We start from the raw sequence: 15,101 nt of genomic DNA, 5'->3' as shown, positions 1-15,101 counted from the left end.
AGATGACTGTCACGTTTTCATATGCTACACGCGATGAATTACCTGAAATTATTGCGATTTATAACCAAGCGATACCAACACGAATTTCAACAGCAGATACTGAAGTTGTAACGGTTGAATCAAAAATTAAGTGGTTTGAGTCATATAATCAAACAACCCGTCCGATTTGGGTGATAAAAAAAGAAGGAAGTATCGTGGGATGGGTAGCCTTGGAAGATTTTTACGGCAGACCAGCATTTCAGGCAACAGCTGAAATTAGCCTATATATTGATAAAGATCATCAAGGTCAACGATTGGGTCAACAAGCTTTAGACTGGGTATTTTCACAAGTGACTCGTTGTGGCATCACAACTATAATGGCTTATGTGTTTTCTCACAATAAAGCAAGTCAGAGATTATTTCTAACCAATGGATTTAAGAGATGGGCTCATTTGCCTCATATTGCGACTATGGATGACACTCTATATAGTTTAGATATATTAGGCTGGACGAATCAGTAAGAAATAAGATGGTGGACTTAATAAAAATAATCGCATGATGTGCCTATATTAAGAAAACACCATGCGATTATTTTTATTAGAATGGGTTGTAAGTGCTCGTATTGCTTTGTGTGTCGCCAACCTGAGTACCTGTTTGTGAAAACGAGCTCGTTTCATTTAGCTTTTTTATTTTTTCTTGAGCAGTTTGGACGTCACTTTTTAGATCTTTTATTGTGGTATCTTTATCACTTAATTCTTTTGATTGTTTATCTATTGTCGCTTTTAATTCATTTATTTGAATTTGCGCTTGAGCAATATCTTTATTGTTTTGTTCTACTTTATAGACACTTACTCCAGCAAATGCAATCAATGCTATTAATAGGACGATGTTTAAAATTCCTTGTTTTTTCATTATATCAGCTCCTCGTATTATCATACCAAAAAATAATTAGTTTCATATATTATTTAGAAATTATTGTTAATAAAATAAATAGTTTATTCCACGTTAAAAGGTTGGCTAAATTCTTGTGCTAAATCAATAATTTTTTGATTAAATGTTGTCTGAAATGTATTAGATTGATGAATGTGTTTGTTTACTATCAGACTTATGTAGATTTGCGGTGGTTGTTCAATCTCAACTTTAACTAATCCTGGATGATCTCGTACTAAAATATCACTTAAAAAGGCTATCATGTTGGTAGAACTCGCAATGGATAGGGCAGTCTGTATTTCTTTAGTGTAAATTGTTTGAATATTTTTTAAGTGATGATCTAATACCCAGTCATCAAATATTCGGTGATGCATGTATCCTTTTTCTAATGAAATAAAGACATCTTCCTTACAAGCTGTAGGGGAGATTTTTTTTTGAGTAGCAAGTGGGTGACTCTTTGACACCCATAAAGCCATATCTTCTTGTTTTAATGGCACTTGAATTAAAGAGGCGTCGTTAAATACAGGTTCGTCACTTCCAATGATTGCAATGGGAACCTTACCACTTTTTACTAGATTTAACATAATATCCGAACTTTCTTCTTCAATAAATTTCATTGAGGATGAAAATGTATTCAAATGAGGTAATAAATGGGACATAAAATAGCCACCAATAGTTGGTAAGAAACCAAAGTAGACGATTTGATGTTTAAAGTCATGAATTTCCTCTTCCGCTTGTTCAACGGACTTTAAAATTTGATGAGAATAACGATATAAAATGTCACCGGTTTCAGTCAAACTAAGCTTCTTGTGAATTCTTTTTCTATCAATTAGAACGGTATCTAGTTCGTTTTCTAGCCGTTTTATAGCCATAGAAATGGAAGGTTGGGATATGTAAAAATAATCGGCAGTAGCAGTAAAACTAAGCGTTTGTGCAAGATGGTGAAAGTATGCTAGATCTTTTAAATTCATGGTGAGCTCCTCTAAAATATTGTGAAAAAACACTCATAAGCAAAATGTATATAAAAGCTATTTACATAAGCAGCATTTATAATATCATAAGGAAATAGTATTATTCAAAGAATCTGTCTCATGATATATTTATGTCACTAAAACGTTTACAAAACGAAAGAGAGTTGATTTTTATGAAACAAATCAAACAACTTTTCTGGATTTTTTTATTTTCTTTATTAGGTGAAATAGTCTCTGCACTATTATCTACATTTATTGCAATTCCAGGAAGTGTGATTGGTATGGTGCTATTCTTCTGTGCTCTTCACTTTAAGTGGGTCAGGATGGACCAAGTTGATGAAGTGGGAACATGGTTAACTAATAACATGGGAATATTCTTTGTCCCAGCAGGCGTTGGACTTATGGCAAACTTCGGTGTATTAGCTAATACATGGTGGCAATTACTGGTTATTATGGCGGTGACAACAACATTGATGATTGCGTTTGTTGGACGAATTGTTCAGGCAGTTAAATCTAAAGAAGTGGAAGCGGAAACACAAAATACCGTGATAATCGAAGAAATAGAGGTAGAAGTAGATGTTGTCTAATATATTAGAGAGTCCATTTTTATGGATTAGTATGACTGTTGGATTATATTTATTAGCAGCACGTCTAAAAGCAAAATGGCCGAAAAATCCATTATTTACACCGTTAGTATTTGCAATTGTTGTACTAATAGTAATTTTAGTGTTTTTAGATATACCACTTGAAACCTATAAAAATGGTGGGCAGTTTTTAAGTTTATTTGTTACCCCAGCAACAGTGGCGTTAGCAATTAAGCTGGAACAAAATTTTGTGTATTTGAAAAAATATTACCCAGCTATATTAACGGGAATATTTAGTGGTGTGATTTTCCATACCGTTATGATTTATGCTTTCAGTATGCTATTTAAGTTTGAACAAGAGATGGGAGCAACATTAATTCCTAAATCAATTACGACGGCTATTGCAGTAGGAGTATCTGACTCTCTTGGCGGGATTGTATCACTGACTGTTGCAGTGGTTGTTTTTACGGGCGTTATTGGAGCGATGATTGGACCAACTGTCTTTAAGTTGTTTAACATCACAGATCCAGTGGCTCAAGGTGTCGCATTAGGAAGTTCATCTCATGCTATGGGAACAGCAAAAGCGATTGAACTGGGCGAAGTTCAAGGAGCTATGTCCGGCTTATCAATCGTGGTAACAGGTATTACAGTTGTCATCTTGGTACCATTTACAGGACCGATTACCAATCTTTTATTTTAATTAAGTTAGGGAATAAATTTTAAAAACAAAAAAATCAAAAAGGATGAAATAACATGACAGAACAACAAACATACAATGCACCAACAATTGAACAAGAAATTGACGTAATTAGTACTTATAGATTAGAAGAAGAAGCAAGTAAAGTCGTTCCTAAAGGTGGATTTGACTATATATCAGGTGGATCAGGAAAAGAATTTACGCTACAACGTAATGACGAAGCTTGGTTAAGTAAAGGTATACTCCCTCGTGTATTAGCTAACGTTGAACACCCAGATACATCAACAAAAATCTTTGAACACGATTTAAAAGTACCGTTTATTATGGCTCCAATTGCAGCTCACGGATTAGCTCACGCAACAAAAGAAGCTGGAACTGCTAAAGGAATCTCTGAATTTGGTGGAACAATTATGTCTATCAGTGCTTATTCTGGTGCAACATTTGAAGAAATCGATGCTGGTTTAAATGGTAACCCACGTTGGTTCCAAATCTACATGAGTAAAGATGAAGAAATGAATAAAAACATCTTAGATGAAGCAAAAGCAGATGGTGCGACAGCGATTATTTTAACAGCTGATGCAACACTAAGTGGAAATCGTGAACGTGATTTAGAAAATAAATTTGTTTACCCATTTGGTATGCCAATTGTTTCTCGTTACTTAACAGGTTCTGGAGAAAACATGTCATTAAATAACATTTATGCTCAATCTAAACAAAAAATTGAACCAGCTGACGTAAAATTTATTGCTGAATATTCTGGTTTACCAGTATTTGTTAAAGGAGTACAAACGCCTGAAGATGCTGTATTAGCAATTGGTGCTGGAGCAGCTGGTATCTGGGTATCAAATCACGGTGGACGTCAGTTAGATAATGCACCAGGATCGTTTGAAGTGTTAGCTGAAATCTCTGAAGCTGTAGCAGGTCGTGTGCCAATCGTATTTGATAGTGGTGTTCGTCGTGGAGAGCACATCTTTAAAGCACTAGCAAGTGGAGCAGATATTATTGCTTTAGGTCGTCCAGTATTATTCGGACTTGCTTTAGGTGGATGGAAAGGTGTTAAATCTGTCTTAGAATACTTTGAAACAGATTTAAAACGTGTTATGCAATTAGCAGGAACACAAACAATCGAAGACGTAAAACACGCTCGATTATTCGATATGAAAAAATAAACCTATTTTGTTATATTACCTTTATTTAATCATCGCTTATATTGAAGTAAGTGTTTATTAGACAAAGCAATCTACTAAAATGATATATGCATAAGTGTTATCAGTTTGTTTTCTAATATAATAGGACTATACTTAACTTATACTTATTAAAGGGGTGTTTTCAAAATGACAAATTATGAAAAAAAAGAAGACAAAGTAATTGATGATGTTGTGAAAGTTTTAAATGAATTAGATGCTAATTTAGATAAATTAGATCAAGTCGAAACTGACCCTAAAAAACATAGTGTAAAAAAATGGTACTATGAGTCAAAAGCACTACATAATATTAAACATATCTTGCATGATATTAAAAAATATGAGAAGTATGATGAAAAAGATTTAGAAAAAATCGAAAAAGAATTTGAAAAATACGGTTTATAAGATAAAGGCAGATAACTCATTTTTGAGTTGTCTGTTTTTTGTTATAGTTTGAGACTATAGCCTTTGCGTCTTTTTGTCATTATTAGTATAATACCAAGTGACTTAGTAAAAGGATTTAGAACGGAGAAACTTATATGACAACCAACTTTTGGCAAGAATTACCGAAGCCATTTTTTATTTTAGCACCAATGGAAGACGTGACGGATGTGGTATTTCGTCATGTGGTTAAAGAAGCGGGTGCACCTGATGTGTTTTTTACCGAATTTACTAACTCGGATAGTTTTTGTCATCCCGATGGTAAAGAAAGCGTTCAAGGAAGATTGGTCTTTGAAGAAGACGAGCAACCTATCGTGGCACATATCTGGGGAGATAATCCTGAGTACTTTAGACAGATGAGTACAGAATTAAAAGAGATGGGATTCAAAGGCATAGATATTAATATGGGATGTCCTGTCCCTAATGTTGCAACACGTGGGAAAGGTAGTGGCTTAATATTACGTCCTGACGTGGCGGCCGAATTAATCGCCGCAGCAAAAGAAGGTGGGCTACCAGTCAGTGTGAAAACACGTATTGGGTATCACTCACAAGATGAGATGATAGATTGGCTGACACATATTTTAAAACAAGATATAGCGAACTTGTCGATTCATTTAAGAACTCGAGATGAAATGAGTAAAGTACCCGCTAAGTGGGAATTAATTCCAGAAATATTGGCATTAAGAGATGAGATAGCACCTAATACACTCATTACTATTAATGGAGATGTGCTTGATCGGCAGATGGGACTTGAGTTAGTCGAAAAATATGGTGTGGATGGTGTCATGATAGGAAGAGGAATATTTAAAAATCCATATGCTTTTGAGAAAGAACCTAAAAATCATTCAACAGAAGACTTATTAGGGCTATTGAGACTTCAATTAGACTTACAAGATGAGTATGCTAAACAAGTGCCACGTTCCATTGTTGGTTTGCATCGATTCTTTAAAATTTATGTCAAAGGCTTTCCAGGAGCCAGTGATTTACGTGTTAGTTTAATGAATACCAAATCAACAGATGAAGTACGTGCCTTATTAGATGCCTTTTTTCAAAAAGATAACTAAATAATCATTAAAAGACATTGTTTCTTAACTTTAAGAAACAGTGTCTTTTTTAAGTGTTTAAGTTGTTTAGAAAAAAAGAAAAGTGTTTAAACAGTATAATTTACCTAAAAACCTTTTGTAACCGCATTCTGTGGTTTTGGAAAAGTTGGCATCATACTTGCATATATAAAAGTGAAGAGGTGAAAAGAATGGAGAGAAGTTATTTAATTGCAACACATGGCAAATTTGCTAGTGGCTTGCAAAACTCGTTGAACATCTTAACAGGTAGTGGAGACACTGTCCAAGTAATAGATGCTTATGTTACGGATGATGATTACACACCAAATGTTCAACAATTTATTCAAGGGGTTAGTGAAGATAGTCAGGGGATTGTATTCACAGATTTATATGGTGGAAGTGTGAATCAAAAAATTGCAGCAGAAATTATGACATCAGGGAAAGACAACATCATGTTGGTATCAAATTCAAATTTAGCTATTATTTTATCCGTTATGTTTCATGAAAATACTGGCATGTTGTCAAAAGAAGATATATTAGCAGCGATTCAAGAATCACAGGTTCAACTGGTTTCAACCACAATAGAAGAAGAGGACGATATTTTTTAGGAGGAGAAAAAATGATTACACAAATTAGAGTAGATGACCGATTAATCCATGGACAGGTGGCTGTTGTATGGACAAAAGAACTAAATGCCCCACTTTTAGTTGTAGCAAATGATGAGGCGGCAAAAAATCAAGTGATGCAAATGACATTAAAAATGGCCGTACCAAATGGCATGAAATTATTAGTACGTTCAGTGGATGATGCGATTGAGTTATTTAATGACCCTCGTGGAAAAGATAAACGCATGTTTGTCATTGTAAATTGTGTGTCTGACGCGAATAAAATCGCACAACACGTTGATGCTGTTGAAACAGTGAATGTAGCCAATGCTGGTCGTTTTGACAAGTCTGATCCAAAAGACAAAACAACGATTTTCCCAAGTGTGTTACTTAATCCAGATGAATTAACGGCTGCCAAAGAATTGTCAGAGTTAGAACGTGTGGATAGCTACAATCAAGTTTTACCAACTAATCCAAAATTAGAATTGAAAAAAGCATTGAAAAATGTTTAAGGGGGATAAAAAATGTTAATGCATGCACTTATGGCAGGACTTAGTGTGTTTATCTGTTTTGCTGGTAACTATTTAACAGGTCAAAGTATGTTGGAACGCCCATTAGTTGTGGGGCTTGTGACAGGGTTATTACTGGGAGATTTAAAAACAGGTGTCTTGATGGGAGCAGCACTTGAGGCCGTGTTTATGGGAAATGTGAATATTGGTGGCGTGATCTCTGCCGAACCAGTTACAGCAACAACTCTTGCGACAACATTTGCGATTATTGCAAATGTTGAGCAAAAAGCGGCGATTACATTAGCGATTCCAATCGGGATGTTAGCAGCGTTTGTCGTGATGTTTTTGAAAAATGTCTTGATGAATATTTTTGCACCCATGTTAGATCGTGTTGCACGTGAAAATAACCAACGAAAAATTGTGGCACTACATTATGGGACATGGATTTTTTATTACTTTATTATTGCCGCGATTTCATTTGTTGGGGTGTTACTTGGAAGTGAACCTGTTGCCGTTATGGTAAATAACATTCCACAAAATGTGATGAATGGATTGAGTGCAGCAGGTGGCTTATTACCAGCTGTTGGGTTTGCAATGTTGATGAAATTACTTTGGGATAATAAATTAGCGGTATTTTACTTATTAGGCTTTATTTTAACAGCTTACTTGAAATTACCGGCTGTTGCAGTGGCGGCTGTTGGGATTGTGATTTGTGTGATGATGGTTCAACGTGATGTTCAAATGATGAATTTACCAACTACACAAGGGAAAGTTGCAAGTGGTGAAATGAGTAAAGAAGAAGAAGAGGAGGACTTTTTCGCATGAAACTAAAACAAGATATGTCAGTTGAAGATAAAAAAATGATGCGCTCAGTCTTTTGGCGTTCATGGACAATGAATGCCAGTCGTACAGGAGCGACACAATACCATGCGTTAGGCGTTATCTATACGTTACTTCCAGTCATCAATCGTTATTACAAAACAGAGGAAGAACGAGCAGATGCGATTGTCCGTCATACAACGTGGTTTAATGCTACTATGCATATTAATAACTTTATTATGGGGCTTGTTACCTCAATGGAAAAACAAAATAGTGAAGATGAGAATTTTGATGCAAGCTCCATCACCGCAGTTAAAGCATCATTGATGGGACCTTTATCAGGTATTGGGGATTCATTCTTCTGGGGGATTTTACGTGTTATTGCAGCTAGTATCGGTATTTCAATCGCCAGTACCGGATCAGTTATGGGAGCCATCGTTTTCTTAGCACTTTACAATATTCCAGCTTTTATTATTCATTATTATGCTCTTTATACAGGTTATTCTGTTGGGGCCAATTTCATTCAAAAACTATATGAAAGTGGCGGTATGAAAATACTGACTAAAGCATCTAGTATGGTTGGATTACTGATGATGGGAAGTATGACTGCTTCAACTGTAAAATTCAAAACGATTTTAGAAGTAACAGTCAGTGGCTCTGATCCAATTAAAATTCAAGATTACTTAGATCAATTATTTGTAGGGATTGTACCACTAACTGTGACATTGATTACGTTCTGGTTATTACGTAAAAAAGTAAATATCAATGTTGTGATGTTTGGTATCATGATTCTTGGGATTATTTTAGGCTTACTGGGTATTTGTTAATCAATTTATTACACAATACATAGGGTTTTGGTAATAAATCATGACACATTAATCAGGTAAACTATGCTAAAATTTAACAAGAAAAGTAACTATGTGTCGTTATATTATTGGTATGTAAGAGTGAAACGCATGGGCAATACGTGCCATGCGTTTTTTAGTATGTAGGGGGATTGGTAGAATGAAGGAGTCGACTAGAAGACATTTGCTTCAAGGTATAGGGGAAGAACAAGTTGGGATTACGACAACTGAATTAGCTAAAAAAATTGGGTTAAGTCGCTCAGTCACGAGTTTATATTTAAATGAGTTAGCCAAAGATAAAGAGGTTATTAAAAGTGAAACATATCCCATTGTTTGGCGACTAACTAGTCACGAGTACCATACGTCACAAGATGTGTTTGAACAGTTTATCGGTAGTAAAGGCAGTGCCAAATCTATGATAAAAACCTGTAAAGCTGCGATGTCCTATCCACCAAAAGGACTACCTGTTTTAATTCATGGAAATAGTGGGGTAGGGAAAACTTATTTAGCACACTTGATTTTTGATTACCTTAATCAACAACAGGCGAATTGCTCAGATAATATCGTGGTATTTAACTGTGCGGATTACGCGAATAATCCTGAATTGTTGTCTTCAACATTATTTGGTCATAAAAAAGGGGCTTATACAGGTGCTGACAAAGATAAAAAAGGGTTACTTAGTAAAGCAGACAACGGTATTTTATTTTTAGATGAAGTCCATCGTTTGTCATATGAAAATCAAGAAAAACTATTTCAGTTTATGGATTCAGGTCAGTTTCGCTTAATTGGGGAGGAAGATAAAGTAGAAACAGCTAACGTTCGCTTGATTTTTGCGACAACAGAAGACCCTAAAGAGGTGTTGTTACCAACCTTTTTACGTCGTATCTCAGCTGTATTGGAGTTAGCAGATTATCATCTACGGCCATTACAAGAGCGAGAGACGATTTTAAGAGTCTTGTTTTTAAAAGAAGCGAAACTGTTGAAAAAGGACATGATGATTGATCGTTTGATTTTTGATCGTTTTTTACATGAAAAAATGTCAGGAAATATTGGGCAATTAGCCAACAAGGTCAAGTTATATTGTGCTGATGCACTTCATTATCAAGAGGATAAAGACGTACTTTATATAGGTGATAATCACGATGATGTGGTGAAAGTGATTTATGATGAACCACTTAATCAACTAGTGGATGTGTCAAAAGAGATGCTAGAAAAACTAAATGTGCTACTTCATTCTACGAGTGATGTATTGGAGTTACGAGAAACGCTACTGGGTTTTCCGCTATCCAAAGATGATTTTGGTGGAGAAACCTATGTTTTAAAACAAATTAGAGAAAAAATACTTGCTAATACTAAACAAATAATGGGTAAAGTAGATAGTGTGACACCTTATCTTGAAAAACTAACTACATACCTATTACTAAAAGATTGTATCAAGTTTGATCATCAACCAATAAAACAAATGATTAGTATGGACTATCCACGTACGGCACTTTTTGCTAAAAAAATTACGTCTACATTACCAGTTGAATACAAAGAAGAAGCACGTTTTTTGTTGAGTCTATTTTTAATAGGAGCTATAAAAGAAGAAATTGCTTATCATGCCTTACTTGTTGCTCATGGCGATACAACTGCAAGTAGTATTCAAGCGGTGTCCAATCAATTATGTGGCAATTATGTGTTTGATGCGATTAACATGCCACTTGATGCCTCTATTAAAGACATTGTATTAGAAGTGAAATCGTGGCTTTCTGAGCGAGATACTTCTGAAGGGGTCATTATGTTGGTAGATATGGGATCATTGGTTCATTTTTATAAGAGTTTAAAACCAGAGATTATGGGAGAATTATTGGTTGTTAATAATCTTACGACCTCATTTGCACTGGAAATTGGCCAGCAACTACTGAATCATCACACATTTTATGACATCACCAAAAATATTAAACAAAAATTTATCACAGATATTCAGTATTTTGAAGGCTTTTCAAATGATCGCAATGTCATTATTTCAAGTATTTTGGGTTATGATATTGCCAAAAAATTGAAGAAATTATTTGAACCGTTTATTAATCCAGAAATAAAAATCATTGTGATGCATTTTAATGAATTGCTCGATATTTTAGACCGTGAAAACTCAGATAAGGGCTATCTTGATACAACAGAACTCATTATGACGACGTCTTATCTAGACAATAAAACAGCAGTGTCTTCTGTTAATTTATTAGATATTTTAGATGAGGATACCGAACATCAAGCGATGAAATATACGTTTCGTAATACCATTCACGAAAAATACATGACTGATTTGACTAATAAATGTATTTATTTCTTCTCAAAAGAAGGTCTATCTGAAAAATTAAATTTCTTAAATCCGGAAATCATTATCAAACAAGTTGAAATGATTATTGAAAAATGTGAACGTCGATTTGGCATAAAGTTTAATGTAAAAGTAAAATTTAATCTAACGATGCATTTAGCATTGATGATTGAACGTACGATTTTAGGGTCAGTTGATTATCCTGTGCCAACGGATTTGTCGTTATTAAAGGTCAATGATAATTATTTCTACTCAAATATTAAAGATTTATTGTCATCTATTGAGGATTTTTATCGTATTAGTATTTCTGATTGGGAATTATATGTCTTACATGAAATTATTGCGAGTTAATTATTAAATAAATAGAGTATTTATATAAAATATGATTTTATGGTCTTTATCTTTTAGTAAAATAACTTTTTTTGTGATAATGTTTTATTTGTAGTTATATTTATACGATGAGTATATTTTTTACTAACGAAAGTTTATAAAAAGGAGAGATACCATTGGAACATAAATTAAACAAACCAAAAGAAGATTATCATCAACAAGACGGTAGTGATTACCTATCAACAGAGGTACTAATTGAAGATCCTAATTATTTATCAGCTAACAAGCTTAAAGGTAAACGTGCCATTATCACAGGAGGCGATAGTGGGATCGGAGCAGCAATTGCGATAGCATATGCTCATGAAGGGGCAGATCTTGGTATTGTGTATTATGAAAATGATGCAGATGCGTTTCAAGTAAAAAAACGTGCAGAAGAACTGGGATCCACTGTTTATTTATTTAAAGGTGATGTTGGGTATGAACATGTGGTAAAAGAAGCCGTTGACTTTTTTATTGAACAATTTGAAACAATTGATATATTAGTAAACAATGTGGCAGAACAACACGAGCGTGATAGCATTGTCGATATCACAGAAGAAGAAGTTCAACGTGAATTTGCGACTAATATTTATAGCTTCATGTATTTTACAAAATACTTATTTCCACATTTTAATGAGGGAGCCTCTATCATCAACAATGCATCGGTAAATGCTTACCGTGGACATCCTTATTTATTAACATATTCTACTACGAAAAGTGCGGTGATAGGCTATACTCGTTCTTTATCTGTTCGTGATGAATTTATCGCTAAAAAAATTCGTGTTAATAGTGTAGCACCAGGCCCAATCTGGACGCCGTTGATTCCTGCGACTATGAAAGGGATGACACATGATAAATTTGGATTAGATACACCAATGAAACGTTGTGGTGAAGCTTATGAAGTTGCACCATGTTTTGTCTTTTTAGCTTCTAATCAAGATAGTAGTTATATCAGTGGCCAATGCTTACACGTTAATGGTGGAGCAGTATTAAATGGTTAAAAAAATCCAGACAAGCGTAAAAAACTTGTCTGGATTTTTTTTATTTTGGTAACACATCTTCAGGAATCGCAGACACATAAGTTTTACCATTTAAAACGTCTCGGTGTTCTGCTTTAGCTTTTTCGATTAATTCAGGGTTTGTTAATAGGTCGTAAGCTGTTGTTGCGATGACTTTACCTGCAGCGATTAATCCTTTATGAGCGACGCTAGATTTTCCATTAGCTGCCCATTGCCAACTGTGTGCTGGTGTTCCTTGAGGTTCGCACCCAATAAATACTTGTGCTGTTGGACAGATCCAACTAACATCTCCAACGTCTGTTGAACCTTGTGTTTCGTCAGAGAAGATTAAAGGCATAACTTGTTCTGAAACAGGTAAACTACCCAATCGTTTTGCATCGTCGTCTGATAAAGTTGGATCGACTTGTTTCGCTCGATTAATCAAGTGTTCTTTTGTTGCATCAGGTAAAGTATCGTAGTAACGTTGAGCATATTCTTGGTCTTCTTTTGTTAGATTCGCATTTCCATATTCTTCGAGATTTTTTTGCATGACGGTAGAGATAGCTTGATTAGGAATGTAGTCATAACATGCGGAATCAAACCCGATTTCTAATTCTGTCTCAGTCATCCATGCAGCACCTTCAGCGATTCGTGTGACACGTTTGAATATCTCATTGGCCTGTTCAATCTTTGGTGCACGAATAAAATAGTGTAATTCCGCAGATGGTTGAACGACATTAGCAGAATCTCCTCCTACATCTCGAAAGGCATAGTGAACACGGCCTTCATCAATGATATGCTCACGTAAAAATTGTACGCCGACATTCATCAATTCGGCGGCATCTAACGCACTACGGCCATACTCAGGGGCAGCAGCGGCATGAGCAGCGATACCTTTGAAACGATAGTAGATTTGATACACTGCTAAGCTACTAATTGACCAAATCCCATTAATGTCCCAAGGATGCCATGACAATGCAGTATCTACATCATCAAATACCCCACTTCTTGCCATATAGGCTTTTCCGTAGCCACTTTCTTCAGCAGGACAACCAAATAGTTTGATGGTACCACTTAGGTTGTTTTCTTCCATATAGTCTTTAATCCCAACAGCACCAGCTAATGCGCCAGTTCCCAGTAAGTTATGACCGCACGCATGTCCATTGCCACCTGGGACTTGGGCTTTTTGTTCACCTAAATCGGCAACTTGACTTAAATTGCTCAATGCATCATATTCGGCCAAGATACCAATAACTGGTTTTCCAGAACCATATGTAGCAACAAAGCTATGGTCCATGTCTGCCAGCCCTTTTTCAATAGAGAATCCTTCTTTTTCTAAAATATCATAAAAAGGTTGAACGGATTTTTCTACAGCAAATCGTGTCTCAGGTGTTTCCCAAATTTTATCTGCTGCTTCAATAAAAGTTGCTCTTTTATTCTCGATTAATTCATTGATACGTTGTTTTGCTTTTTCCATATTATTTTTCTTCCTTTCTAATACCAAATAAGACAGTTAAACCAGCAAGGATGCTAGCGACTGCCATAAACACAAATGACAGAGTAAATGATCCACCACCAACCTTAATGAGTTGTCCTAAAATCATAGGTGCAAGGAAACCACCGAGTGTGCCACCTGTATTGATAAATCCAATAGATGCCCCGATAATTTCTGGATTAATTAGCTTATGTGGTAGAGTAAACATAGCTGTAAAAGCACTGACAGATAAAATACTAACCAATACTAAGAAAATCATAGATAACACTAAGCTATTGGAAAAGATAAAAGCAATCACTAACACGGCAGTGAGTGATGTTGTTAAAAAAATGAAGAGTTTTTCTTTTCCTAAAAACAGTTTGGATAGTAACACACCTGAATACATTGTTGCGATAGTTTGAAATAGAGCATTCACAGCTAATAGATATCCGATACTTTTTAAATCCAATTCAAACTTTTGGTTTAAAACAGATGGTAACCAGGACATATTTCCATATAGTAAGAAATTCTGTAGTAACATAGCCATTGCAAGAAAAATAACGTTACGATTTAAGAATACATGAGAGAATGGGATGCGTTTTTTATTTGTTTGTTTTATAGGAACAGTGTTAGGAATGAACAAAAAAATTAAGATGAGCGATAACATAAATAGTCCAGCTAAGACGAAATAGGCGTATCGCCAGTTTATATTGATAAGGTTCGCACCTAAAGTAAAGGCTAATATGCCACCAATCCCAGATGTCGATAAAATGATGGATTGAATTAAGGTACGTTTTTCTGGCTCAAAATTTGTTGCGACAGCTTTTGTCACGCTAGATGGGTACCCGGCATGTCCAATACCAGCAAAAAATCTTACTAAAACAAAAGCGGACAGGACACCCACTAAGCCAAATACGGCAGAAAAAATAGCAACGAGTATCATGGATAGCATTAAGACTTTTTTTGCTCCAATTTTATCAGCTAACCAGCCACCAGGAATTTGCATGAGAGAATAACCTAAAAAGAAAAAAGACATGATAAGACCAGTCTGAGCAGCATCTAAGTTAAATTCGGAAGAAATCGGGATAATGGCGGTTGAAATCATACTTTTATCCATATAAAGGATAGAATAACCAATCATTAGTGATAAGACGATACCGATTGTATTTTTTTTTGTAGTATTTGTATTATGTTCCATACTTCCAACTCCTTATGTGAGGTAAGTTAAGTGAAAATTAAAAAAATTTAATGTTTACTTAATAATACATACATTAAATGAAAAAAACAATAAAAAAATAGGATTGACTTAAATAACTTC

General features: G+C 35.1%; 16 protein-coding genes. 12 read left to right on the top strand and 4 right to left on the bottom strand.

What is annotated here, in order from left to right:
- Positions 1–2 precede the first annotated feature (2 nt).
- Complete coding sequence (locus BW731_RS05225) at positions 3–500, top strand: GNAT family N-acetyltransferase (protein WP_079346365.1); 498 nt, start codon at positions 3–5, stop codon at positions 498–500.
- Positions 501–576: 76 nt separating this feature from the next.
- Here BW731_RS05225 and BW731_RS05220 read toward each other — a convergent pair whose 3' ends face one another.
- Positions 577–891 (bottom strand): hypothetical protein, encoded by a 315-nt coding sequence (locus BW731_RS05220; RefSeq protein WP_079346363.1) that lies wholly within the window; start codon positions 889–891, stop codon positions 577–579.
- 83 nt (positions 892–974) lie between these two features.
- Positions 975–1,880: a LysR family transcriptional regulator gene (locus BW731_RS05215; protein ID WP_079346361.1), complete on the bottom strand. Its 906-nt coding sequence runs from the start codon at positions 1,878–1,880 to the stop codon at positions 975–977.
- Between the two features lie 173 nt (positions 1,881–2,053).
- On the opposite strand from BW731_RS05215, the gene BW731_RS05210 reads away from it, so the two are divergent.
- The 11 genes from BW731_RS05210 to BW731_RS05160 all read left to right on the top strand — a co-directional run bounded on the left by BW731_RS05210 (position 2,054) and on the right by BW731_RS05160 (position 12,312).
- Positions 2,054–2,467, top strand: coding sequence for a CidA/LrgA family protein (locus BW731_RS05210; protein WP_079346359.1), 414 nt, complete (start codon positions 2,054–2,056; stop codon positions 2,465–2,467).
- Entirely contained in the window at positions 2,457–3,164 is a 708-nt protein-coding gene (locus BW731_RS05205) for an LrgB family protein (RefSeq protein ID WP_079346358.1), read from the top strand. Before BW731_RS05210 ends, BW731_RS05205 begins: the two co-directional genes overlap by 11 nt.
- Before the next feature lie 53 nt (positions 3,165–3,217).
- Positions 3,218–4,330 carry an alpha-hydroxy-acid oxidizing protein gene (locus BW731_RS05200; RefSeq protein WP_079346356.1) on the top strand — a complete coding sequence of 371 codons (1,113 nt, stop codon included), beginning with the start codon at positions 3,218–3,220 and terminating at the stop codon, positions 4,328–4,330.
- Positions 4,331–4,495: 165 nt separating this feature from the next.
- A complete protein-coding gene (locus BW731_RS05195; RefSeq protein WP_079346354.1) occupies positions 4,496–4,750 on the top strand; it encodes a hypothetical protein in 255 nt (84 codons plus the stop codon).
- Between the two features lie 134 nt (positions 4,751–4,884).
- Positions 4,885–5,850, top strand: a complete 966-nt coding sequence (locus BW731_RS05190) for a tRNA dihydrouridine synthase (protein WP_079346352.1) — start codon at positions 4,885–4,887, stop codon at positions 5,848–5,850.
- A gap of 188 nt (positions 5,851–6,038) precedes the next feature.
- The gene (locus tag BW731_RS05185; protein ID WP_079346350.1) at positions 6,039–6,455 is read left to right on the top strand and encodes a PTS sugar transporter subunit IIA; all 417 of its coding nucleotides are present in this window, start codon (positions 6,039–6,041) and stop codon (positions 6,453–6,455) included.
- An 11-nt stretch (positions 6,456–6,466) separates the two neighbouring features.
- Positions 6,467–6,964 carry a PTS system mannose/fructose/N-acetylgalactosamine-transporter subunit IIB gene (locus BW731_RS05180; RefSeq protein WP_079346348.1) on the top strand — a complete coding sequence of 166 codons (498 nt, stop codon included), beginning with the start codon at positions 6,467–6,469 and terminating at the stop codon, positions 6,962–6,964.
- A 12-nt stretch (positions 6,965–6,976) separates the two neighbouring features.
- Positions 6,977–7,786: a PTS mannose/fructose/sorbose/N-acetylgalactosamine transporter subunit IIC gene (locus tag BW731_RS05175; RefSeq protein ID WP_079346346.1), complete on the top strand. Its 810-nt coding sequence runs from the start codon at positions 6,977–6,979 to the stop codon at positions 7,784–7,786.
- Positions 7,783–8,607 carry a PTS system mannose/fructose/sorbose family transporter subunit IID gene (locus BW731_RS05170; RefSeq protein WP_079346344.1) on the top strand — a complete coding sequence of 275 codons (825 nt, stop codon included), beginning with the start codon at positions 7,783–7,785 and terminating at the stop codon, positions 8,605–8,607. The genes BW731_RS05175 and BW731_RS05170 overlap by 4 nt, the downstream gene beginning before the upstream one ends.
- 178 nt (positions 8,608–8,785) lie before the next feature.
- The gene (locus BW731_RS05165) at positions 8,786–11,293 is read left to right on the top strand and encodes a sigma 54-interacting transcriptional regulator (protein ID WP_079346342.1); all 2,508 of its coding nucleotides are present in this window, start codon (positions 8,786–8,788) and stop codon (positions 11,291–11,293) included.
- A 155-nt stretch (positions 11,294–11,448) separates the two neighbouring features.
- Complete coding sequence (locus tag BW731_RS05160) at positions 11,449–12,312, top strand: SDR family oxidoreductase (RefSeq protein WP_079346340.1); 864 nt, start codon at positions 11,449–11,451, stop codon at positions 12,310–12,312.
- 40 nt (positions 12,313–12,352) lie between these two features.
- Here the strand turns inward: BW731_RS05160 and BW731_RS05155 are convergent, their stop codons facing one another.
- Together BW731_RS05155 and BW731_RS05150 are read right to left on the bottom strand one after the other, a co-directional pair.
- Positions 12,353–13,786, bottom strand: a complete 1,434-nt coding sequence (locus BW731_RS05155) for a M20 family metallopeptidase (protein WP_079346338.1) — start codon at positions 13,784–13,786, stop codon at positions 12,353–12,355.
- Between the two features lies 1 nt (position 13,787).
- Entirely contained in the window at positions 13,788–14,981 is a 1,194-nt protein-coding gene (locus tag BW731_RS05150) for an MFS transporter (protein WP_079346336.1), read from the bottom strand.
- Between the last annotated feature and the right edge of the window lie 120 nt (positions 14,982–15,101).

The sequence above is a fragment of the Vagococcus martis genome (assembly GCF_002026305.1).
In the GTDB taxonomy this organism is placed as follows: Bacteria; Bacillota; Bacilli; order Lactobacillales; family Vagococcaceae; genus Vagococcus; species Vagococcus martis.
This window is presented reverse-complemented; position numbering and strand designations above follow the sequence as displayed.